We start from the raw sequence: 19,441 nt of genomic DNA, 5'->3' as shown, positions 1-19,441 counted from the left end.
CACCGGACCCCGGGGGACGCCGGAAAGCATTCGCGTAGCATTGACGAGAACGTCCGGTACCGCTCAGGACTGGAACGGAAGGCCAGCGCAGCGTGAACGCATCGCACATTCCGGGGCCCATGCCCTCCGAAGCGGAGGCGCGCCCCGCCCGCCTCACCGTCGGCGTCGTCGGCGCGGGCCGGGTCGGACCGGCGCTCGCCGCCGCCCTCAAACTCGCGGGCCACCGGCCGGTCGCCGCGTCAGGGGTCTCCGACCTCTCGCGGCGCCGCGCGGCGACCCTGCTGCCCGGCGTCCCGCTGGTCGAGCCCGAAGAGGTGCTCGCGCGCGCGGACCTCGTCCTGCTGACGGTCCCCGACGACGCGCTGCCCGGCCTGGTCACCGGCCTCGCCGAGACCGGCGCCGTCCGTCCCGGCCAGCTGATCGTGCACACCTCGGGCCGTTACGGCACGGGCGTGCTCGAACCGGCGCTGCGGGCCGGCGCCCTGCCGCTCGCCCTGCACCCCGCGATGACCTTCACCGGCACCGCTGTGGACGTGCAGCGGCTGGCCGGCTGCTCGTTCGGTGTCACGGCCCCCGAGCAACTGCGGATGGCCGCCGAGGCGCTCGTCATCGAAATGGGCGGCGAGCCCGAGTGGATCGACGAGGCGGCCCGCCCGCTCTACCACGCGGGTCTCGCGATCGGCGCGAACCACCTGGTCACCCTGGTCGCCCAGTCCATGGAGCTGCTGCGCGCGGCGGGTGTCGAGGAGCCGGGCCGGATGCTCGGCCCGCTGCTCGGCGCCGCGCTCGACAACGCCCTGCGCGCCGGCGACGGCGCCCTCACCGGCCCGGTCGCGCGCGGCGACGCGGGCACGGTCACCGCGCACCTGGCGGAGCTGCGCAAGCACTCCCCGCAGGCCGTCGCCTCCTATCTGGCGATGGCGCGGGCCACCGCCGACCGCGCGATCGCCAACGGAATGCTCAAGCCGGAATTCGCCGAGGCGCTGCTCGAAGTCCTCGCGGACGGGGGACCCCGATGACCACGCACCTGCTGGAGAAGGCCGAAGAGCTGCGCGCCGCCGCCCTGGACGGCCGCACGCGCGCCGTGGTGATGACGATGGGCGCCCTGCACGAGGGGCACGCGACGCTGATCCGTACCGCGCGCGAGCACGTGGGGGCGGACGGCGAGGTGGTCGTCACCGTCTTCGTCAATCCGCTGCAGTTCGGCCCCGGCGAGGACCTGGACCGCTATCCGCGCACCCTGGAGGCCGACGTGAAGATCGCGGCGGGCGCCGGCGCCGACATCGTCTTCGCACCGTCCGCAGACGAGGTCTACCCCGGCGGCGAACCCCAGGTACGGATCACGGCCGGCCCGATGGGGGAGCGGTACGAGGGCGCCTCCCGCCCCGGCCACTTCGACGGCATGCTGACCGTCGTCGCGAAGCTGCTCCACCTCACCGCCCCGGCCGTCGCGTTCTTCGGGCAGAAGGACGCCCAGCAGCTCGCGCTCATCCGCCGGATGGCGACGGACCTCAACTTCCCGGCCGAGATCGTCGGCGTCCCGACGGTCCGCGAGAGCGACGGGCTGGCGCTGTCCAGCCGCAACCGGTACCTCTCGGACGCCGACCGGGCGTCGGCCCTCGCACTGTCCCGCGCGCTGTTCGCGGGCCGGGACGCGGTCCAGGCGGGCCCCGACGCCGTACGAGCGGCGGCGCGCACCGTGCTGGAGCAGACGGGGGACGGCGGCCCGGCCGTCGACTACCTGGCCCTCGTGGACCCCGCGGACTTCACCGAGGCGCCGCCCGGCCACACCGGACCGGCGATCCTCGCGGTCGCCGCGAAGGTCGGCACGACCCGTCTGATCGACAACATCCCCCTGGAATTCGGAGCCGCCCGATGAACGGAACCGGCATACGGTTGCACGCCCCCGCCCCCGGCTGGGCCATCGCCGCCGATGTGATCGTCGTCGGATCCGGCGTCGCCGGCCTGACGACCGCGCTGCGCTGCGCCGCCGCCGGGGCGAAGGTCGTCGTCGTGACGAAGGCGCAGATGGACAACGGCTCCACGCGCTGGGCCCAGGGCGGGATCGCGGCGGCGCTCGGCGACGGCGACACCCCCGAACAGCACCTGGACGACACCCTGGTCGCGGGCGCCGGACTGTGCGACGAGCCGGCCGTGCGGGCGCTGGTCACCGAGGGCCCGGACGCGGTACGCCGGCTCATCTCCACCGGCGCGCGGTTCGACACGTCGGACGAGACCGGCGAGATCCTGCTGACCCGCGAGGGCGGCCACCACCGCCGCCGGATCGCGCACGCGGGCGGCGACGCGACGGGCGCGGAGATCTCCCGCGCGCTGGTCGAGGCGGTCCGCGACGCCGGCATCGAGACCGTGGAGAACGCGCTCGTCCTGGACCTGCTCACCGACGAGGCCGGCCGCACCGCGGGCGTCACGCTGCACGTCATGGGCGAGGGCCAGCGTGACGGCGTCGGCGCCGTGCACGCCAAGGCCGTGGTGCTCGCCACCGGCGGCATGGGCCAGGTGTTCTCGGCGACGACCAACCCGGCCGTGTCGACCGGTGACGGCGTGGCGCTCGCGCTGCGGGCCGGGGCCGAGGTCAGCGACCTGGAGTTCGTGCAGTTCCACCCGACCGTGCTGTGGTTGGGCCCGGACGCCGAGGGCCAGCAGCCGCTGGTGTCCGAGGCGGTCCGCGGCGAGGGCGCGTACCTGGTCGACGCCGAGGGCGTCCGGTTCATGACCGGACAGCACGAGCTGGCCGAACTCGCGCCGCGCGACATCGTCGCCAAGGGCATCACGCGGCGCATGCAGGAGACCGGCGCCGAGCACATGTTCCTGGACGCCCGGCACTTCGGCGCGAAGATGTGGGCCGAGCGCTTCCCGACGATCCTCGCCGCCTGCCGCGCGCACGGCATCGACCCGGTCACCGAGCCGATCCCCGTCGCCCCGGCGGCCCACTACGCGAGCGGCGGCGTGCGGACGGACCTCCTGGGCCGGACGACCGTGCCGGGCCTGTACGCGTGCGGTGAAGTCGCCTGCACGGGCGTGCACGGCGCCAACCGGCTCGCCTCCAACTCGCTGCTGGAGGGTCTGGTCTTCTCCGAGCGCATCGCGGCCGACATCATCGCCGACCCGACCGCGCCGGGCGCCCCCGTCGTCCCCGCCCCGGCCCGCACCCCGCTGCTTGCCTCCGAGGCCCGTTACGAGATCCAGCGGATCATGACGGCCGGCGCGGGCGTGCTGCGTAGCGCCGCCAGCCTGGCGGGCGCGGCCACCGCGCTGGAGCAAATCCACACCGCCTCGATCGACGACCTGGAGCGCGACGGCAAGACCGCCGAGCCGTGCGTCGAGACGTGGGAGGCGTCCAACCTGAGCCTGGTGGCCCGGGTGCTGGTCGCGGCCGCCCGCCGCCGGGAGGAGACTCGTGGCTGCCACTGGCGCGAGGACCGGCCGGACCGGGACGATGCCCAGTGGCGCCGGCACCTCGTCGTCCGCCTGACGGCCAACGGGACGTTGGCCGTCCACACCACCGACACGGCGGACTTCCCGCCGGTGCGCAACCAAAAGGCACCGCTCGACAGTCCGTCGGCGACCGCAGAAACCCCGCGGGGGACGACCCTCGCAGCCCTCAAGGAGCCCTCGTGAGTACCCCGGACCGTCCTCAGCCCGTTCTTCTTCCGCTGCCGCAGTTCGGTCTGCCCGTCGGTCAGCCCGACGAGGGCTCGGGCGGCTGCGGCGACGCGTGCGGCTGCGGCAGCGACGAGGAGACGTACGAGCACGACCCGCTGGAGTGCGGTCTGGACGCCGACCTGGCGCAGCTGCTCGTCGACGCGGGGCTCGACCCCGTCCAGGTCGAGGACATCGCGCACATCGCGATCGAGGAGGACCTCGACCAGGGCGTGGACGTCACCACCGTCGCCACCGTCCCCGAGGACGCCTTCGCCACCGGTGACTTCACCGCCCGCGAGGCCGGCACCGTCGCGGGCCTGCGGATCGCCGAGGCGGTCCTGTCGGTCGTGTGCACCGACGAGTTCGAGGTCGAGCGGCACGTCGAGGACGGCGACCGCGTCGAGCCCGGCCAGGTGCTGCTGACGGTCCGCACCCGCACCCGTGACCTGCTGACGGGCGAGCGCAGCGCGCTCAACCTGCTGTGCCGGCTGTCCGGTATCGCGACCGCGACCCGCGCCTGGTCGGACGTGCTGGAGGGCACCAAGGCGGAGGTCCGTGACACCCGCAAGACGACGCCGGGGCTGCGCGCGCTGGAGAAGTACGCGGTGCGCTGCGGCGGCGGCGTCAACCACCGGATGTCGCTGTCGGACGCGGCGCTGGTCAAGGACAACCACGTGATCGCGGCCGGCGGTGTCGCGCAGGCGTTCAAGCTGGTCCGCGACGAGTTCCCCGATCTGGCCATCGAGGTCGAGGTCGACACCATGGAGCAGGTGCGCGAGGTCCTCGCGGCGGGCGCCGACCTGATCCTGCTCGACAACTTCACCCCGGAGCAGACCGCCGAGGCCGTCGCGTACGTCGCGGGCCGCGCCGTCCTGGAGTCCTCGGGCCGGCTCTCCCTCGACACCGCCCGCGCCTACGCGGAGACCGGCGTCGACTACCTGGCGGTGGGCGCGCTCACGCACTCCTCGCCGATCCTGGACATCGGCCTCGACCTTCGCCCGGGAGTCTGAGACCCGCATGCTCCTCACCATCGACGTCGGCAACACGCACACCGTCCTGGGCCTCTTCGACGCGGAGGAGATCGTCGAGCACTGGCGGATCTCCACCGACGCGCGGCGTACCGCCGACGAGTGGGCGGTCCTGCTCCAGGGCCTGATGGGCATGCACCCGCTGCTCGGCATGGAGCTGGGTGACGGTATCGACGGCATTGCGATCTGCTCGACGGTGCCGGCGGTCCTGCACGAGCTGCGCGAGGTGACCCGGCGCTACTACGGCGACGTCCCGTCGGTCCTCGTCGAGCCGGGCATCAAGACCGGTGTGCCGATCCTGGTGGACCACCCGAAGGAGGTCGGCTCCGACCGGATCGTCAACTCCCTGGCCGCCATGCACCTGTACAACGGCCCGTGCATCGTCGTGGACTTCGGTACGGCGACGACCTTCGACGCGGTCTCCGTCCGCGGCGAGTACGTGGGCGGCGCCATCGCCCCGGGTATCGAGATCTCGGTGGACGCCCTCGGGGTGCGCGGCGCGCAGCTGCGCAAGATCGAGCTGGCCCGCCCGCGCAGCGTCATCGGCAAGAACACCATCGAGGCGATGCAGTCCGGCATCCTGTACGGCTTCGCCGGCCAGGTCGACGGTGTCGCGGAGCGGATGGCCCGCGAGCTCGCCGACGACCCGGACGACGTGACGGTGATCGCCACCGGTGGCCTCGCTCCGCTGGTCCTCGGCGAGGCGTCGATCATCGATGTGCACGAGCCGTGGCTGACGCTGATCGGGCTGCGGCTGGTCTACGAGCGGAACGTCTCGACGAGCTGAGTCCCGCAGCTGACGCTGGGTGGTGCCCCGGATCCAGCCATGTCGTTACGGGAATTTTGTCCGTTTAGCACTTAAAGTCATCTCATGCCCACGCCACACGGGTCCCGGGGCGGCATGGCGTTCAGCGCGGACGAACTGCGTGTGTTCCGGCGCGCCCTCGCAGCGGCCCTCCGACCCGCCACCACGACATCCGTCCCTGACGACCTCCAGGAGTACCTCCGGCTTGCCGAGGCCCTGGACGAGGCGGTCAGCGAGGGCGGACGGCTCCGGACGTTCCTCCTCGCCGAGCTGGCCCGCTACCGGGAGGCCCTCCCGGGCAGCTCCGCCGGCTATCTGGCGCGGCTGCGCGACGCCCTCGACACCGGCTACCTGCCGGGCCCCGACGACCTCGCGGCCCTGCGCCGGCTGCGCGGCCACCCCTGTGGCTCGGTCGAGCACCGCCGCCGCACCGTGCTGCTGCGGCGCTGCGAGGACCTGGCCGAAAACGATCTACGAGCCCGCCTGGAGGCCCATATGCCCATGTCGCGCCGACGCTCCACGATCGCCGACCGCGGACGGCTGCTCTCGCTGCCCGGCGGCCGTACGGAATCGCCCGTGCCGGCCGTCCGGTTCGGCTCCGCCGCCGACCGGGCGGACGCGGCGGGCAAGCCCGCCGACAAGCCCGCCCGCCCCGCCCAGGTGCCCGCTCCGGCCCCGGCGCCGCCCAAGGGCCCGTCGACCCCCGACCCCGGCCGCCGGGTGCCCACACCGGCCGAGGTGTTTCCGCCGGGGCACCGCGCCACGCCCCCGGACGAGGAAGCCCGCTCGGCCTGACTACGCTGGACGCCATGGACTACGTATCCGCGCTCGTGCCGCCGTTCGTGATGGCGGTCTTCTTCATCGGCCTCGTCGTGACGATCATCAAGAACCAGGGCGGGGCCAACAAGGCCAAGGAGGACGCGGCGGTCGACGCCGCGTTCGCCAAGGCCGAGGCGGTCCAGCAGGCCGGAACCGACGAGGTTCGCTAAATAAGCGGCATTTCCGGCAAATGTCACTAGTATTCGAGAGTGCCCCGTCCATTGGGAGACCTCGAAGACGCAGTGATGACCAGGGTGTGGCAGTGGAATCGCCCGGTCACCGTTCGCGAAGTGCTCGAAGACCTGCAGCAGGACCGTTCCATCGCGTACACGACGGTCATGACCGTAATGGACAACCTGCACCAGAAGGGTTGGCTGCGCCGCGAGGCGGAAGGCCGCGCCTATCGCTATGAGGCGGTATCCACAAGAGCCGCTTACTCGGCCGCACTGATGAACGAAGCATGGGCCGCGAGCGACAACCCCGCCGCGGCTCTCGTGCACTTCTTCGGCATGATGTCGCCGGAACAGCGGGAAGCTCTCAGGGACGCAATGCGCGTAGTCCAGTCCGTGGACCCCTCTGCTCCTCCCGAGCCCGACGAACGATAGCGTCCGGCCATGCCCTTCGTATCAAATGACGTCACCATCCGCCGGGCCAGGACCAGTGATGTGGCGGCTGTCCGCGGCCTGCTGGACTCATATGTCCGCGACCGCATCCTGCTGGACAAGCCCACGGTGACTCTTTATGAGGACATCCAGGAGTTCTGGGTCGCCGAACGCGACGAGGACGCCGCTGTCGTCGCCTGCGGAGCACTCCATGTGATGTGGGAGGACCTCGCAGAGGTCCGCACGCTGGCGGTTCATCCGGGACAGCGTGGGAAGGGCGTCGGGCATCAAGTGCTGGCCAAGCTCTTGCAGACCGCGCGGTGGCTCGGAGTCCGCAGGATTTTCTGTCTCACCTTCGAAGTCGACTTCTTCGCGAAGCACGGCTTCGTCGAGATCGGCGAGACACCGGTGGACGGTGATGTCTTCGGCGAGCTGCTGCGTTCCAATGACGAGGGAGTGGCCGAGTTCCTCGACCTCGAGCGAGTGAAACCGAACACCTTGGGCAACAGCCGCATGCTGCTGCAACTCTGAGGGTCCCGGTATGTCCGGTACGCGCACCGGCATCCTGTACCGCTTCGCGCAAGGGGTTTGTGTTTTTCCGTAAAAGGCGCTTTGCTTTTACCGTTAATCCGTTTTCGATGAAAGGGAAGCCGGTGGCACAGAAGGTTCAGGTCCTTCTTGTTGACGACCTCGACGGCGGCGAGGCGGATGAGACCGTCACGTTCGCACTCGATGGAGTGACGTACGAGATCGACCTCACCACTGCCAATGCGGACAAGCTTCGCGGGCTGCTCACCCCGTACCTGGACGGCGGTCGCAGGACCGGTGGACGGGTCGGTCGTGGCCGCGGTCCCAAGGTTGTGCGCGGCGGCTCGGCGAGCCAGGACACCGCGAAGATTCGCGCGTGGGCCAAGGACAAGGGCTACGAGGTCAATGACCGCGGCCGCGTTCCCGCGTCCATTCGCGAGGCGTACGAGAAGGAACACGGCTGATTCTCCAGCAGCCGGACCCGGTGGCAGGCCGTCGCGAGAGCGGAGACCAGCGCCACCAGGCCGATGGGTCCCCCCACACCATCGGCACCGGAGCGGCCCGTGAAGCACATCGCGGGCAACGTAGGTTCCACCTCGCAGCCCGGTTGGGGGGGCCGCAGCCAGACCGGAGCTGTCCGGTCGTAGGCGGCCTCCCGGCGTCCCCATTCGGGATGAGCCGGCGCCCGCATCAGATCGCCCGCACCCAGGGCGGTCAGATCGAGCGGGATCCCGCTCCATTCCAGCCATTCCAGCAGCCCCGGAAGTTCCTCCGCCGTACCCGCCGCCACCAGCAGGCGGACCCGCCGCCCGTCCAGCGCGACGGGTCCCAGTTCACCCGGGCGCGGGAAGCGTGTCAGTGCGGCGAAGCCCACCTTGGCGGGAACCTCGAGCGCGTCGAAGCGCACACCTGTGACCAGGTGCGGAGGCGTCGTACCGGCGATCGGCCAACCCAGCTCGTGCTCGTACCAGCCCATGCCGTATGCAACTGCCGCGGAGCACAAGGGTTACGAGTAGTGGTATGTCGAGTACGCTCCGTGGTCGCCGGGAGGGCGCGGTGGGCGGCTGATGGGCGCAAGGTTGTTCGCCCGTAGCGCACCCGATGGCCGTGCGCCGCATGGAATGTCAGTGCCGGCGGGTAAGAAAGTCCTAGTGGGACGGGACGACGGCCGCGGCGGATGGGCGCGCGTTCGCCATGGGCGTACTCGATAAAGGTCTATTCACCTGGCCTGCGGGAACATCGTCTCGCACCATCAGGTTGGAGCTGTTGTCGGCTGCGTGGGACTAAAGGGCCCAGGTGGGTGTCTACGGTTGAAGTGAGCTGCCCCGCTGTCGGGACTAGCATGCGGAAGGACAGGGAGGGGACCGCCCCCTAACTGCCCGACCGCTCTGAGGAGCGATTAACGATGTTCGAGAGGTTCACCGACCGCGCGCGGCGGGTTGTCGTCCTGGCTCAGGAAGAAGCCCGGATGCTCAACCACAACTACATCGGCACCGAGCACATCCTCCTGGGCCTGATCCACGAGGGTGAGGGTGTCGCCGCTAAGGCCCTGGAGAGCCTCGGGATTTCGCTCGAGGCGGTCCGCCAGCAGGTGGAGGAGATCATCGGTCAGGGCCAGCAGGCCCCGTCCGGGCACATCCCCTTCACCCCCCGTGCCAAGAAGGTCCTGGAGCTGTCGCTCCGCGAGGCCCTTCAGCTCGGACACAACTACATCGGGACCGAGCACATCCTGCTCGGCCTCATCCGCGAGGGCGAGGGCGTCGCCGCTCAGGTCCTCGTGAAGCTCGGCGCCGACCTGAACCGGGTCCGGCAGCAGGTCATCCAGCTGCTGTCCGGCTACTCCGGCGGCGGCAAGGAGTCGGCGGGCGCCGGCGGCCCGGCCGAGGGCACCCCCTCGACCTCGCTGGTCCTGGACCAGTTCGGCCGCAACCTGACGCAGGCCGCTCGTGAAACCAAGCTCGACCCGGTCATCGGGCGCGAGAAGGAGATCGAGCGGGTCATGCAGGTGCTGTCCCGCCGCACCAAGAACAACCCCGTCCTCATCGGCGAGCCCGGCGTCGGCAAGACCGCCGTCGTCGAGGGCCTCGCCCAGGCGATCGTCAAGGGTGAAGTTCCCGAGACGCTCAAGGACAAGCAGCTCTACACCCTGGACCTCGGCGCCCTCGTCGCCGGATCCCGGTACCGCGGTGACTTCGAGGAGCGCCTGAAGAAGGTCCTCAAGGAGATCCGCACCCGCGGCGACATCATCCTGTTCATCGACGAGCTCCACACCCTGGTGGGTGCGGGCGCCGCCGAGGGCGCGATCGACGCCGCGAGCATCCTCAAGCCCATGCTGGCGCGAGGCGAGCTGCAGACCATCGGTGCCACGACGCTCGACGAGTACCGCAAGCACCTGGAGAAGGACGCGGCCCTTGAGCGCCGCTTCCAGCCCATCCAGGTGGCCGAGCCGTCGCTGCCCCACACCATCGAGATCCTCAAGGGTCTGCGCGACCGGTACGAGGCACACCACCGTGTGTCGATCACCGACGCCGCCCTGGTCGCCGCCGCCACCCTGGCCGACCGCTACATCTCGGACCGCTTCCTCCCGGACAAGGCGATCGACCTGATCGACGAGGCCGGCTCCCGGATGCGCATTCGCCGGATGACCGCACCGCCGGACCTCCGCGAGTTCGACGAGAAGATCGCCGACGTGCGCCGCGAGAAGGAGTCCGCGATTGATTCGCAGGACTTCGAGAAGGCCGCCTCGCTCCGCGACAAGGAGAAGCAGCTCCTCGCCGCCAAGGGCAAGCGCGAGAAGGAGTGGAAGGCCGGCGACATGGACGTCGTCGCCGAGGTGGACGAGGAGCTGATCGCGGAGGTCCTGGCCACGGCCACCGGCATCCCGGTCTTCAAGCTCACCGAGGAGGAGTCCTCGCGCCTGCTGCGCATGGAGGACGAGCTCCACAAGCGCGTCATCGGCCAGAAGGACGCCATCAAGGCGCTCTCCCAGGCCATCCGACGCACCCGCGCCGGCCTCAAGGACCCGAAGCGTCCCGGTGGCTCGTTCATCTTCGCCGGCCCGTCCGGCGTCGGTAAGACCGAGCTGTCCAAGACGCTCGCCGAGTTCCTCTTCGGCGACGAGGACGCGCTCATCCAGCTCGACATGTCGGAGTTCAGCGAGAAGCACACCGTCTCGCGGCTCTTCGGCTCGCCTCCCGGCTACGTCGGCTACGAAGAGGGCGGCCAGCTCACCGAGAAGGTGCGCCGCAAGCCGTTCTCCGTCGTCCTCTTCGACGAGGTCGAGAAGGCCCACCCCGACATCTTCAACTCCCTGTTGCAGATCCTGGAGGACGGTCGGCTGACCGACTCCCAGGGCCGGGTCGTGGACTTCAAGAACACGGTCATCATCATGACGACCAACCTCGGCACCCGGGACATCTCCAAGGGCTTCAACCTCGGCTTCGCGGCCACGGGTGACGCCAAGACCGGGTACGAGCGGATGAAGGCGAAGGTCGGCGAGGAGCTCAAGCAGCACTTCCGTCCCGAGTTCCTCAACCGTGTCGACGATGTCGTCGTCTTCCACCAGCTGACGGAGGAAGACATCATGCAGATCGTCGACCTCATGGTCGCCAAGGTGGACGAGCGCCTGAAGGACCGCGACATGGGCCTGGAGCTCAGCGTCGAGGCCAAGAAGCTGCTCGGCAAGAAGGGCTACGACCCCGTCCTGGGCGCCCGGCCGCTGCGCCGGACCATCCAGCGGGAGGTCGAGGACATCCTCTCCGAGAAGATCCTCTTCGGTGAGCTGCGCCCCGGTCACATCGTGGTCGTCGACACCGAGGGCGAGGGTGAGGAGAAGAAGTTCACCTTCCGCGGCGAGGAGAAGGTCACGGTCGCGGACGCCCCGCCGATCGAGGCCGCAGGCTCGGGCGGCGCCCCGAACCTCTCCAAGGACGCGTAACGCCTGCCGATCGGTATTGCATGGGGCCGGCCCCGAAACCTTCTGGTTTCGGGGCCGGCCCCGTTTTCAGGTCTGACGGGGGCGGGGGTGGATGGTTACCTCCGCGTGGGGGATCGCGTCCGCGTTGAGGACGGTCGCCCAGCGGCGGATTCGCACGGTGTGCAGGCTGGGTATCGCGGCCAGCGGCGCGAGATCGAGTGTGAGGTCGGCGTTGTACGCGTACACGGACAGCCATTCCAGCGCGGGGAAACATACGGCGACATCCGCGAGGCGAAGATCGTTCTCGAAAACCGAGAGGTGGATGCCGGTGACGCGGGGGAGCCGGTGGCCCCGGTCCGCCCAGGCGGACAAGGCCCAATCGTTCACCGCCAGAGTGGTGAGTTCCGGCAGCCCCGCCAGTGAGGCCCAGTCCTGTGAGTAATCGGGGCCCTCATAAACGGTGAGTTCCAGATATCGCAGATGGGGCCAGGCGCCGATGATGCTGAGGCTGCGGGTGTCCGGGGGAAGCCAGAGTTCCGTGAGCGGAGCGCAGAGGGGCTTGCTCGCCAAACCGTCGTAGGAGGTATCGGCTCCGAGTTGGAGCCTCTCCAGCGCAGTCAGCTCCGAGAGCCCGTCGAGCCCGCTCAGAGCCGGACATCGGACAACAGCCAGGTGCTTCAGGTGGGGAAAGGTGCTGAGAAACCCGAGATTCTCGATTGCGGGATTGTCGATGAGCGCCAGGGCCACCAGTTGTTCCGGGTCCAGGTTCTCCAGCAGGCCCTGCACATTTTGTGGTCCCCGCGCGGTGATCTGGAACGAGCCACCCATCGAGCGGAGCATCCGAACGTCTTCGCAGGACCGGACCGGGAAGAAGACGCCGTCCCGGGAGAGGCGCGAAAGGATTTCGGCCACATATCGCTCACGATCGAATCGGATCCACGGCGCAGCGAGCTGATTTCGGACCGATGATTCGGGGTGTTCGCGAAATCTGGCGAGTACGGGAAGCGCCGCGTCCGTCCCGATGAGTGCGGCAGCGTGCACGACGGCCCTGGCCTCGCCAACCGTCAGGCCCTGAGGTCCGGGAAGAAGTTCCAGGACCACCGGCCCGACGGCCGCCAATGCGCCTACGCCAGCTTCTGGAGAAGCTGGATCTGGGGTTTCTCGGGGAGCTGTACGTCGATCTCGCGCTCGAGGTCGCGGCGGCCCAGGAGCATGGACATCGCGGCGTGGTACAACTCGCCGCGACTGTGCGGCAGATAGCCGCGGCGGTCGCGGTGCAGGGCGCAGATCAGCCCGCACATGAGGGGGTTCGTCGCGAGGCGGGCGAGGTCCTGTTCGGTGCGGACGGCTTCGAGCAGGGAGAGCTCGTAGCCGTCGATTCTCGCGCTCTCCTCGGCATCGGCGGCCGTCGCGCGGGCGGCCTGGTGCCAGCGGGTGATGAACGCGCCGACGTCGTCGCGGCCCATGGGGGCCAGGACCAGTTCCGAGAAGCCGGCGTCCGCGAGCCACGAGTCCGGGACCGCGGAGGGGCGTGAGGTGATGAGCCACACGTTGCCGGGGAATGCGTCCAGCAGATCACGCAGCCAGTCGCAAACGCACTCGCGTTCCCGCTCACCGATCTCGTCCAGTCCGTCGACGAGCAGAAGTCCGCGACCTGCCTGGAGCACTCGCTCGGCCCAGCCGGCCGGCGGGGTCATGGGGACGTTCATGGAGCGGAGGAAGTCGTCGGTGCGTGGCAGCTCGCCGTGGCGCATGAGGGTGCGCAGTGGCAGGACGAACGGGATCCGGCCACGCAGGTGGTTCGGCCGGGAGCCGAATTCCTGGCGGGCGGCGGAGACCGCGAGCCACTGCACCAGGGTGGTCTTGCCGGATGCGGCGACCCCGCGCAGCAGCACGCGCTCGCGGTCGGCAAAGACCTGCTCTGCCCGCAGCGTGGGCCCGAAGCCCTGCGGCGGACCCCCAGGCCGACCGCGGTCCGGCTCGGTCATCTCCAGGCTGAGGTAGGCCGCGTCGAGCGGCCAGGCGGCCTGGGAAGGGTCGCTGAGGTCGAGCCCGAAGACGGTGAGGGTGGAGTGCCGCGAGGCGACGTAGGAGGCGTAGCGGGACTCGAACTCGGCATCGGGGTCGTCGGGTCGCCCGACCGTGACGATTTCGGTGGCGCAGCCCTTGGAGCGGAGCGTCTCAAGGAAGGCCGGCTGCTGGAGGAGGACTTTCATGGGCACGGTCGTGAGCCGGCTGTGCGGCCGGCCCAGGGGATCGCCGCAGATCACCGCGATCAACACGTCGCCCGAGAAGACGGCCGCGCCGGACATCCCGGCCCACGCGGAGCCGCCGTTCTGCCGGTGTGGGGCGTGGTCGCTGTCGAGGAGGTAGCGCCCGCTGATCAGCCCGCTTCCGGCTTTGAGAGTGCCAGTGACCTGCTCGGTCTCGGGGGATCTCCCGGCGCCCGCGCCGCGCTGGACGTACGGGAACCCGATCGCCTGGCAGTCAAGGATCGGGGCGGGTGATTCCACTGTGCCCAGCCGGATCGGTCCGGTGGGCGCGACCAGGTCGGCGGCCGTCTCCAGCAGTGCGATGTCGAGGTCGCTGTCCAGCGGCGGCCACAGTCGGTGGCAGGAGGCTTCACCCCAGCTGCCGGGCACGGCGATCCGGATGTCCAGCGGATCGCCGATGATGTGTCCGGCGGTCAGCACCAGCCGCGGGCTCAGCAGGTAGCCGCTGCCCTGGCGGCCGCCGGAGCGGACTGCGGCTATGCGCTCTCGTTGGGGCCCGGCGGCCATCGTGGTCAGTTGCCGGCGTCGGTGAAGTGGCTGCTGTCGCCCTCGTCGTTCATATGGACGTCGAGGTGGCCGCCGGTGGTGGCGTTCTTGGGCTTGAGGGTGAAGGAGACCGTGTGGGTGCGGCCGCGGGAGCGGCTGCCTTCCAGGCCGGCGTCCACGACCCAGGCCTTGACGCCGGCCTTGCCGTTCAGGTCCCGGCGGATCTCGACGGTGAACTCCATGTGGATGTCGCCGACCTCGAAGCGGACGGCCTTGCCGCTGCCGCGCGCGGCAGCGGTGGTCAGGCCCTCGCGGACGGCCTCGACCGCATCCGCCAGCTCGATGTCGTTCAGGTACTCGTCCGCCATCGTGTGCGCCCCCGCCCTGTCGATGGGGCAACGGTAGGGCAGCCGGGGCGGGCGCCGCCCCCGTTTTTGGGGAATTGAGTGGCGGGGGTCACATGACTTTCGGTCCGCGCGAATGGCAGAAGGTCCCGTGTGAAATGGAGTGGATCTTATTGCGTGGTGACATGGCACACGCGCCATTCCGGCCTTACTAGGCGGAATAGTCGATGATTCAACGGCGCCCGGGGCGGTTCCGCCCGGGGCATGAGAACCGCCGGCGGAGCGCGGTCGGGTCCTTGATTTGCCTGGTGGGGCGGGGTGCGAGAGGGGTCTTCGGCAGCCGGGGCCGGGTTGGCAAGAGGCGTTGGATTCTTGCTTTCGCTACGGCCGCGGTTAGTAGAAGGGCGCCTTGTGTCGGCGCAGCAGAGCGCGTTACCACTGAATGGCGAGAACGGCCCTCGGTCGTTCTCACTTCATACCCCCCATTCAGTGAGGTAATCCTGCATGCGTAAGAACTCGACGAAGAACCACGCCCCGAAGTCCGTCATGCGTGGTCGTGCGGCCGTGGTGGCGGGCGGCGTGTGCGTGGCACTCGCGCTGGGCTCTACGGCGGCCATGGCGGCCGAATCGCAGGACGCAGGACTCTTCGGGACCGCGTCGACGAGCAGCATCGCGGACGCGATGAAGACGCAGGCGGACGGTCAGAAGCAGGCCGCCGCGGCGAGCGCGAAGGCTGCCGCGGCGAAGGCGAAGGCCGCGGCCGCGAAGGCCGACGCCAAGAAGCGGGCGGCCGAGAAGTCCGCCGCGGACCGTAGCGCGCGCCTGAACGCCTGGGTGAAGCCCGTGGACAGCTACACGATCGGCGCGTCCTTCGCGCAGGCCGGCTCGCACTGGGCGCACAAGCACTCCGGCCAGGACTTCGTCGTGCCCACCGGTACGCAGGTCAAGGCTGTGCACGGCGGCACCGTCGTCGAGGCCGGCTGGGGCGGCGCCTACGGCAACAACATCGTGATCAAGCACGGCAACGGCACGTACACGCAGTACGGCCACCTGTCGAAGATCGAGGTCAGGGTCGGCCAGACGGTCAGCACGAGCCAGGAGATCGGCAAGTCCGGCAGCACCGGGAACTCGACCGGCCCGCACCTGCACTTCGAGGCCCGCACCACGCCGGTCTACGGGTCGGGCATGGAGCCGCTGGCGTTCCTGCACAAGCACGGCGTCAACATGTGACCAACACCGTCAACGTGTGACCCACGCCGTCAACGTGTGACCCACGCCGTCATCAGGCGGTGACCAGGCGATGATCAGCGGTGACCAGGTGGTGATCAGTCCAGGTTCTGGTGAGCCTGGGCGATGAGATCGAGGGCGACCTCGAGGATGGCTTCGCGCTTCTCCTCGGGGTCGCCTTCGATGTTCTGCACGGCGAACATCCCGGCGTGCATCGCGAAGAGCGCGGTGATGCAGCGGACCTGGCTGGCCATCGAGAACTCGGGCTCCTTGAGCAAGCCGTTGAGGGCGAGCATCTTGCTCTTGAACTGCTCGCCGATGCTCAGCTCGCGGACCGTGGCCTGGTTCTCCTGGATGAAGCGGAAGAGCGCGGAGGCACCCCACAGGGCCGCGCTGTAGCGGCGCAGCATCTCCTGTTTGTTCTCCAGGGTGCGCGGCTGCGCCTCGGCCCAGGTGAGCAGCTCGTCGACCGGCCGGCCGAGATCCTCGACAATGCTGGTGAGGATGTCTTCCTTGGTCTTGAAGTGGTAGTAGAGCGCGGCCTTCGTCACCTCTAGGTGCTCGGCGATCTCGCGCAGCGACGTCTTCTCGTACCCCTGCTCGGCGAAGAGCTCGAGCGCGACGTCCTGGATGCGGTGGCGGGTGTCGCCGCGACGTGCCTGCGAAGTGCTCATGGCTACTGCTCTCCTGCGTAGGACGCCCGTACGGAACGCACCGGTATGGCTTCGGTCAAACGTAATCTACTTACTTGACGACCGGCTAGCAGCGGCTTACCTTCAGTATCGTAGCGAACTAGCCGGGCGGCAAGTAAGTACCAAAAGCGCGAGCGGGCCGCCCCATCCAGGGGAGGCACCGGTCATGTCCCAGACCGCAGAAACGCCACCCGAAGCGGCTCCTCAGCGCAGTGTGCGTGTGGTTCTGCTCGGGCTCATGATCGCGATGTTGCTCGCGATGCTCGACAACATGATCATCGGTACCGCGATGCCGACGATCGTAGGGGAGCTCGGCGGCCTCAACCACCTCTCCTGGGTGGTCACCGCGTACACGCTCGCGACCGCCGCCTCGACGCCCATCTGGGGAAAGCTCGGCGACATGTACGGTCGCAAGGGCATCTTCATGACGTCGATCGTGCTCTTCCTGGCCGGCTCGGCACTCTCCGGCCTCTCCCAGTCCATGGACCAGCTGATCGCCTTCCGCGCGATCCAGGGCCTCGGCGCCGGCGGTCTGATCGTCGGCGTGATGGCGATCATCGGTGACCTCATACCGCCCCGCGAGCGGGGCAAGTACCAGGGCATGATGGCCGGCGTCATGGCGCTCGCGATGATCGGCGGACCGCTCGTCGGCGGCACCATCACCGACAACTGGGGCTGGCGCTGGAGCTTCTACATCAACCTGCCGCTCGGCGTGGTGGCGCTCGCGATGATCTACATCGTCCTGCACCTGCCCAAGAAGCGCGTCCAGGCCCGTATCGACTACCTCGGCGCCGGACTGCTCACCGTCGGCATCACCGCGCTGGTGCTCCTCACGACCTGGGGCGGCACCCAGTACGGCTGGGCCTCGGCGCAGATCATCGGGCTCCTCGTCCTCGGCGTGGTCGCGATCGCGGCCTTCATCTGGGCCGAGACCCGCGCCAAAGAGCCTGTCATGCCGCTGCACATCTTCCGCAACCGCAACTTCTCGCTGATCTCCCTGATCGGCTTCCTCGTCGGTTTCGTGATGTTCGGAGCGATGACGTTCCTGCCGCTCTACCAGCAGACCGTGCAGGGCGCCTCGGCCACCAACTCCGGCCTGCTGCTCCTGCCGATGCTGCTCGCGATGATGGTGGTCTCGCTGATCGCCGGCCGGGTCACCACCCAGAGCGGCCGCTACAAGGTCTTCCCGATCATCGGCGGCGGTCTGATCACCGTCGGGCTGTACCTGCTGTCCACCATGGACACCGGGACCAGCCGCTTCATGTCCGGCGTCTTCATGGCCGTGCTCGGCGCGGGCATGGGCTTCCTGATGCAGATCACCATGCTCGTCGCGCAGAACAGCGTCGAGATGAAGGACATCGGCGTCGGCAGCTCGTCCGCGACGCTCTTCCGCACCATCGGCGGCTCGTTCGGTGTCTCGCTCTTCGGGGCGCTCTTCACCCACCACGTGCAGAGCACGATGACGGAGCTGGGCGGCAGCGCCGGGAGCAAGGCGATCGGGGCGGGCGCCCAGCTCGACCCCGCGCGCATCGCCCACCTGCCGGCCGAGGTGCGGGACGCCTACCTGCACGCGGTCTCCAACGGCACGCACACCGTCTTCCTGTGGGGCGCGGTGATCAGCATCGTCGGCTTCGTGGCGGCCTGGTTCGTCAAGGAGATCCCGCTGCGCGGCGCTCCCCAGGCCCCCGGCAGCGATGAGGACGCGGCTCCCGCGGACAAGGCCCTGGACCCGGTCGAAGCGATCTGACCAGCTCGTAGCGCACGTACGACGACGGCCCCCGGCATCCCGCCGGGGGCCGTCGTCGTCACGGACACGTCTACCGGGGCAGCAGCAGCTGTGCGATGGCGCCGCCGCCGTCGGAGGCCGGGGCGTTGCGGAAGGTGAGCCGGGCGTGCAGCACGCGAGCCTGGCCGGTGGCGATGGTGAGGCCGAGGCCGTGGTCGCCGCCGGCCCGGTCGGAGCTGCCGGTACGGAAGCGGCTGGGGCCCTCGCGCAGCAGATCGTCGGGGAAGCCGGGACCGTGGTCGCGGATCCGCAGGAACGGCCCGTTGATGCTCACCTCGGTCAGCGGCTCGCCGTGCCGGGCGGCGTTGGCCAGCAGATTGCCGAGGATCCGCTCCAACCGGCGCGGATCTGTGTGCACCACGGCGTCCTCGATCACCGTCACCACGGCGTCGGGATCGAGCGCCAGCACCCGCCGGCGGACGAAGTCGCCGAGCGCGACCTCCTGCAGATCGGCCTGTTCCGCCGCCCCGTCCAGCCGCGCCACCTCCAGCACGTCCTCGACCAGGGTGCGGAGCGCCTGGGCCCGGTTCCGCACCAGCTCCGCCGGGCGGCCGGGCGGCAGCAGCTCGGCTGCGGTGACCAGCCCGGTCACCGGGGTGCGCAGCTCGTGGGCGATGTCGGCGGTGACCCGGCGCTCGGCCTCCAGCCGGTCCTGCAGGGCGTCGGCCATCGCGTCGACGGCGGACGCCAGCTCGTCGGTCTCGTCGCGGACCCGGCCGCCGATCGCGTCCCGCACCCGCACCTCGGGATTGCCGTCGGCCACCTTGCGGGCCGCGACGGCGGCCTTGCGCAGCCGACGGGACATCTGGCCGCCGATCAGCACGCCGAGCGCGGTGCCGCCCACCACCACCGCGAGCGAGCCGACGATCAGGGCCTGGTCGAGGTCGACGAGGACCGAGTAGCGGTCCTTGAAGGTGGTGCGCAGCGACAGGATGCGGCCGTCGTTGGTCGGCGTCTCGGCCCACACGATCGGCGCGCCGCCACTGTCCTGGACGTACGTCGCCCGTTCGCCCCTGGCCGCGAACTCCTTGAGCGGCTTGGGCAGGGCCGGGTCGTCGAGCTGGGCGGAGAAGACCTTCTTGCCGGTCACCTCGTAGATCCGCAGCGCGGACTGCACCCGCTCGTCCTGCACGTCACGGGAGTTGTCGATCATGCTGACGCGGGCGGCGTTGTGCACCACGAGGCTCAGCGCCACGGCGACGAGCACCGATACGCAGGCGATGGCGGCACTGAGCTTCCAGCGCAGACTGGAGCGGGGGAACAACGGCATGG

The 19,441-nt window shown here is 69.7% G+C and carries 19 protein-coding genes; 13 read left to right on the top strand and 6 right to left on the bottom strand.

Annotated elements, in window-relative coordinates:
- The first annotated feature begins 119 nt into the window (after window positions 1-119).
- From AC07DC_RS36040 to AC07DC_RS35995, 10 genes are all read left to right on the top strand, one after another.
- Entirely contained in the window at window positions 120-1,019 is a 900-nt protein-coding gene (locus tag AC07DC_RS36040) for a Rossmann-like and DUF2520 domain-containing protein (protein WP_478918811.1), read from the top strand.
- Entirely contained in the window at window positions 1,016-1,879 is an 864-nt protein-coding gene (gene panC, locus AC07DC_RS36035; protein WP_478918810.1) for a pantoate--beta-alanine ligase, read from the top strand. The genes AC07DC_RS36040 and panC overlap by 4 nt, the downstream gene beginning before the upstream one ends.
- Window positions 1,876-3,639, top strand: a complete 1,764-nt coding sequence (locus tag AC07DC_RS36030; RefSeq protein WP_478918809.1) for an L-aspartate oxidase — start codon at window positions 1,876-1,878, stop codon at window positions 3,637-3,639. Before panC ends, AC07DC_RS36030 begins: the two co-directional genes overlap by 4 nt.
- Window positions 3,636-4,673 (top strand): carboxylating nicotinate-nucleotide diphosphorylase, encoded by a 1,038-nt coding sequence (gene nadC / locus AC07DC_RS36025; RefSeq protein WP_478918808.1) that lies wholly within the window; start codon window positions 3,636-3,638, stop codon window positions 4,671-4,673. Before AC07DC_RS36030 ends, nadC begins: the two co-directional genes overlap by 4 nt.
- Window positions 4,674-4,680: 7 nt before the next feature.
- Window positions 4,681-5,478, top strand: a complete 798-nt coding sequence (locus tag AC07DC_RS36020; protein WP_478918806.1) for a type III pantothenate kinase — start codon at window positions 4,681-4,683, stop codon at window positions 5,476-5,478.
- 84 nt (window positions 5,479-5,562) lie between these two features.
- Entirely contained in the window at window positions 5,563-6,291 is a 729-nt protein-coding gene (locus tag AC07DC_RS36015; protein ID WP_478918805.1) for a hypothetical protein, read from the top strand.
- Between the two features lie 14 nt (window positions 6,292-6,305).
- The gene (locus AC07DC_RS36010) at window positions 6,306-6,485 is read left to right on the top strand and encodes a hypothetical protein (RefSeq protein ID WP_138354118.1); all 180 of its coding nucleotides are present in this window, start codon (window positions 6,306-6,308) and stop codon (window positions 6,483-6,485) included.
- Window positions 6,486-6,524: 39 nt separating this feature from the next.
- Window positions 6,525-6,920 (top strand): BlaI/MecI/CopY family transcriptional regulator, encoded by a 396-nt coding sequence (locus AC07DC_RS36005; protein ID WP_283469662.1) that lies wholly within the window; start codon window positions 6,525-6,527, stop codon window positions 6,918-6,920.
- 9 nt (window positions 6,921-6,929) lie between these two features.
- Entirely contained in the window at window positions 6,930-7,448 is a 519-nt protein-coding gene (locus tag AC07DC_RS36000) for an amino-acid N-acetyltransferase (protein WP_269271931.1), read from the top strand.
- A 122-nt stretch (window positions 7,449-7,570) separates the two neighbouring features.
- Window positions 7,571-7,909: a histone-like nucleoid-structuring protein Lsr2 gene (locus tag AC07DC_RS35995; protein WP_478918804.1), complete on the top strand. Its 339-nt coding sequence runs from the start codon at window positions 7,571-7,573 to the stop codon at window positions 7,907-7,909.
- Here the strand turns inward: AC07DC_RS35995 and AC07DC_RS35990 are convergent.
- Complete coding sequence (locus AC07DC_RS35990) at window positions 7,840-8,421, bottom strand: SCO3374 family protein (protein WP_478918803.1); 582 nt, start codon at window positions 8,419-8,421, stop codon at window positions 7,840-7,842. The genes AC07DC_RS35995 and AC07DC_RS35990 overlap by 70 nt on opposite strands.
- Before the next feature lie 429 nt (window positions 8,422-8,850).
- On the opposite strand from AC07DC_RS35990, the gene AC07DC_RS35985 reads away from it, so the two are divergent.
- On the top strand, window positions 8,851-11,382 hold the full coding sequence (locus AC07DC_RS35985; protein ID WP_478918801.1) for an ATP-dependent Clp protease ATP-binding subunit: 2,532 nt from the start codon (window positions 8,851-8,853) through the stop codon (window positions 11,380-11,382).
- Window positions 11,383-11,448: 66 nt separating this feature from the next.
- On the opposite strand, the gene AC07DC_RS35980 is transcribed toward AC07DC_RS35985, so the two are convergent.
- The 3 genes from AC07DC_RS35980 to AC07DC_RS35970 are packed head-to-tail and all read right to left on the bottom strand — an operon-like array spanning window position 11,449 to window position 14,488.
- Complete coding sequence (locus AC07DC_RS35980) at window positions 11,449-12,462, bottom strand: hypothetical protein (protein ID WP_478918799.1); 1,014 nt, start codon at window positions 12,460-12,462, stop codon at window positions 11,449-11,451.
- A gap of 23 nt (window positions 12,463-12,485) precedes the next feature.
- Window positions 12,486-14,141, bottom strand: a complete 1,656-nt coding sequence (locus tag AC07DC_RS35975; RefSeq protein ID WP_478918797.1) for an NACHT domain-containing protein — start codon at window positions 14,139-14,141, stop codon at window positions 12,486-12,488.
- A 5-nt stretch (window positions 14,142-14,146) separates the two neighbouring features.
- Window positions 14,147-14,488, bottom strand: a complete 342-nt coding sequence (locus AC07DC_RS35970) for a trypco2 family protein (RefSeq protein ID WP_478918796.1) — start codon at window positions 14,486-14,488, stop codon at window positions 14,147-14,149.
- A gap of 480 nt (window positions 14,489-14,968) precedes the next feature.
- Between AC07DC_RS35970 and AC07DC_RS35965 the strand changes: the two genes are divergently transcribed.
- Entirely contained in the window at window positions 14,969-15,694 is a 726-nt protein-coding gene (locus AC07DC_RS35965; protein ID WP_478918794.1) for a M23 family metallopeptidase, read from the top strand.
- Between the two features lie 95 nt (window positions 15,695-15,789).
- Here the strand turns inward: AC07DC_RS35965 and AC07DC_RS35960 are convergent, their stop codons facing one another.
- Window positions 15,790-16,365, bottom strand: coding sequence for a TetR/AcrR family transcriptional regulator (locus AC07DC_RS35960; RefSeq protein WP_478918793.1), 576 nt, complete (start codon window positions 16,363-16,365; stop codon window positions 15,790-15,792).
- Window positions 16,366-16,549: 184 nt separating this feature from the next.
- Here AC07DC_RS35960 and AC07DC_RS35955 point away from each other — a divergent pair, with 184 nt between their 5' ends.
- Entirely contained in the window at window positions 16,550-18,130 is a 1,581-nt protein-coding gene (locus AC07DC_RS35955) for an MDR family MFS transporter (RefSeq protein ID WP_478918791.1), read from the top strand.
- A gap of 70 nt (window positions 18,131-18,200) precedes the next feature.
- On the opposite strand, the gene AC07DC_RS35950 is transcribed toward AC07DC_RS35955, so the two are convergent.
- The gene (locus AC07DC_RS35950; RefSeq protein ID WP_478918790.1) at window positions 18,201-19,439 is read right to left on the bottom strand and encodes a sensor histidine kinase; all 1,239 of its coding nucleotides are present in this window, start codon (window positions 19,437-19,439) and stop codon (window positions 18,201-18,203) included.
- Window positions 19,440-19,441: the final 2 nt, after the last annotated feature.

Source organism: Streptomyces sp. NPDC045021, assembly GCF_056432645.1.
This window is presented reverse-complemented; position numbering and strand designations above follow the sequence as displayed.

Coding starts and splice junctions, on each gene's coding strand:
- AC07DC_RS36040 (WP_478918811.1), top strand. CDS start 120: ATGCCCTCCGAAGCGGAGGCGCGCCCCGCCCGCCTCACCGTCGGCGTC.
- panC (WP_478918810.1), top strand. CDS start 1,016: ATGACCACGCACCTGCTGGAGAAGGCCGAAGAGCTGCGCGCCGCCGCC.
- AC07DC_RS36030 (WP_478918809.1), top strand. CDS start 1,876: ATGAACGGAACCGGCATACGGTTGCACGCCCCCGCCCCCGGCTGGGCC.
- AC07DC_RS36020 (WP_478918806.1), top strand. CDS start 4,681: ATGCTCCTCACCATCGACGTCGGCAACACGCACACCGTCCTGGGCCTC.
- AC07DC_RS36015 (WP_478918805.1), top strand. CDS start 5,563: ATGCCCACGCCACACGGGTCCCGGGGCGGCATGGCGTTCAGCGCGGAC.
- AC07DC_RS36010 (WP_138354118.1), top strand. CDS start 6,306: ATGGACTACGTATCCGCGCTCGTGCCGCCGTTCGTGATGGCGGTCTTC.
- AC07DC_RS36000 (WP_269271931.1), top strand. CDS start 6,930: ATGCCCTTCGTATCAAATGACGTCACCATCCGCCGGGCCAGGACCAGT.
- AC07DC_RS35990 (WP_478918803.1), bottom strand. CDS start 8,421: ATGGGCTGGTACGAGCACGAGCTGGGTTGGCCGATCGCCGGTACGACG.
- AC07DC_RS35985 (WP_478918801.1), top strand. CDS start 8,851: ATGTTCGAGAGGTTCACCGACCGCGCGCGGCGGGTTGTCGTCCTGGCT.
- AC07DC_RS35975 (WP_478918797.1), bottom strand. CDS start 14,141: ATGGCCGCCGGGCCCCAACGAGAGCGCATAGCCGCAGTCCGCTCCGGC.
- AC07DC_RS35970 (WP_478918796.1), bottom strand. CDS start 14,488: ATGGCGGACGAGTACCTGAACGACATCGAGCTGGCGGATGCGGTCGAG.
- AC07DC_RS35965 (WP_478918794.1), top strand. CDS start 14,969: ATGCGTAAGAACTCGACGAAGAACCACGCCCCGAAGTCCGTCATGCGT.
- AC07DC_RS35960 (WP_478918793.1), bottom strand. CDS start 16,365: ATGAGCACTTCGCAGGCACGTCGCGGCGACACCCGCCACCGCATCCAG.
- AC07DC_RS35955 (WP_478918791.1), top strand. CDS start 16,550: ATGTCCCAGACCGCAGAAACGCCACCCGAAGCGGCTCCTCAGCGCAGT.
- AC07DC_RS35950 (WP_478918790.1), bottom strand. CDS start 19,439: ATGCCGTTGTTCCCCCGCTCCAGTCTGCGCTGGAAGCTCAGTGCCGCC.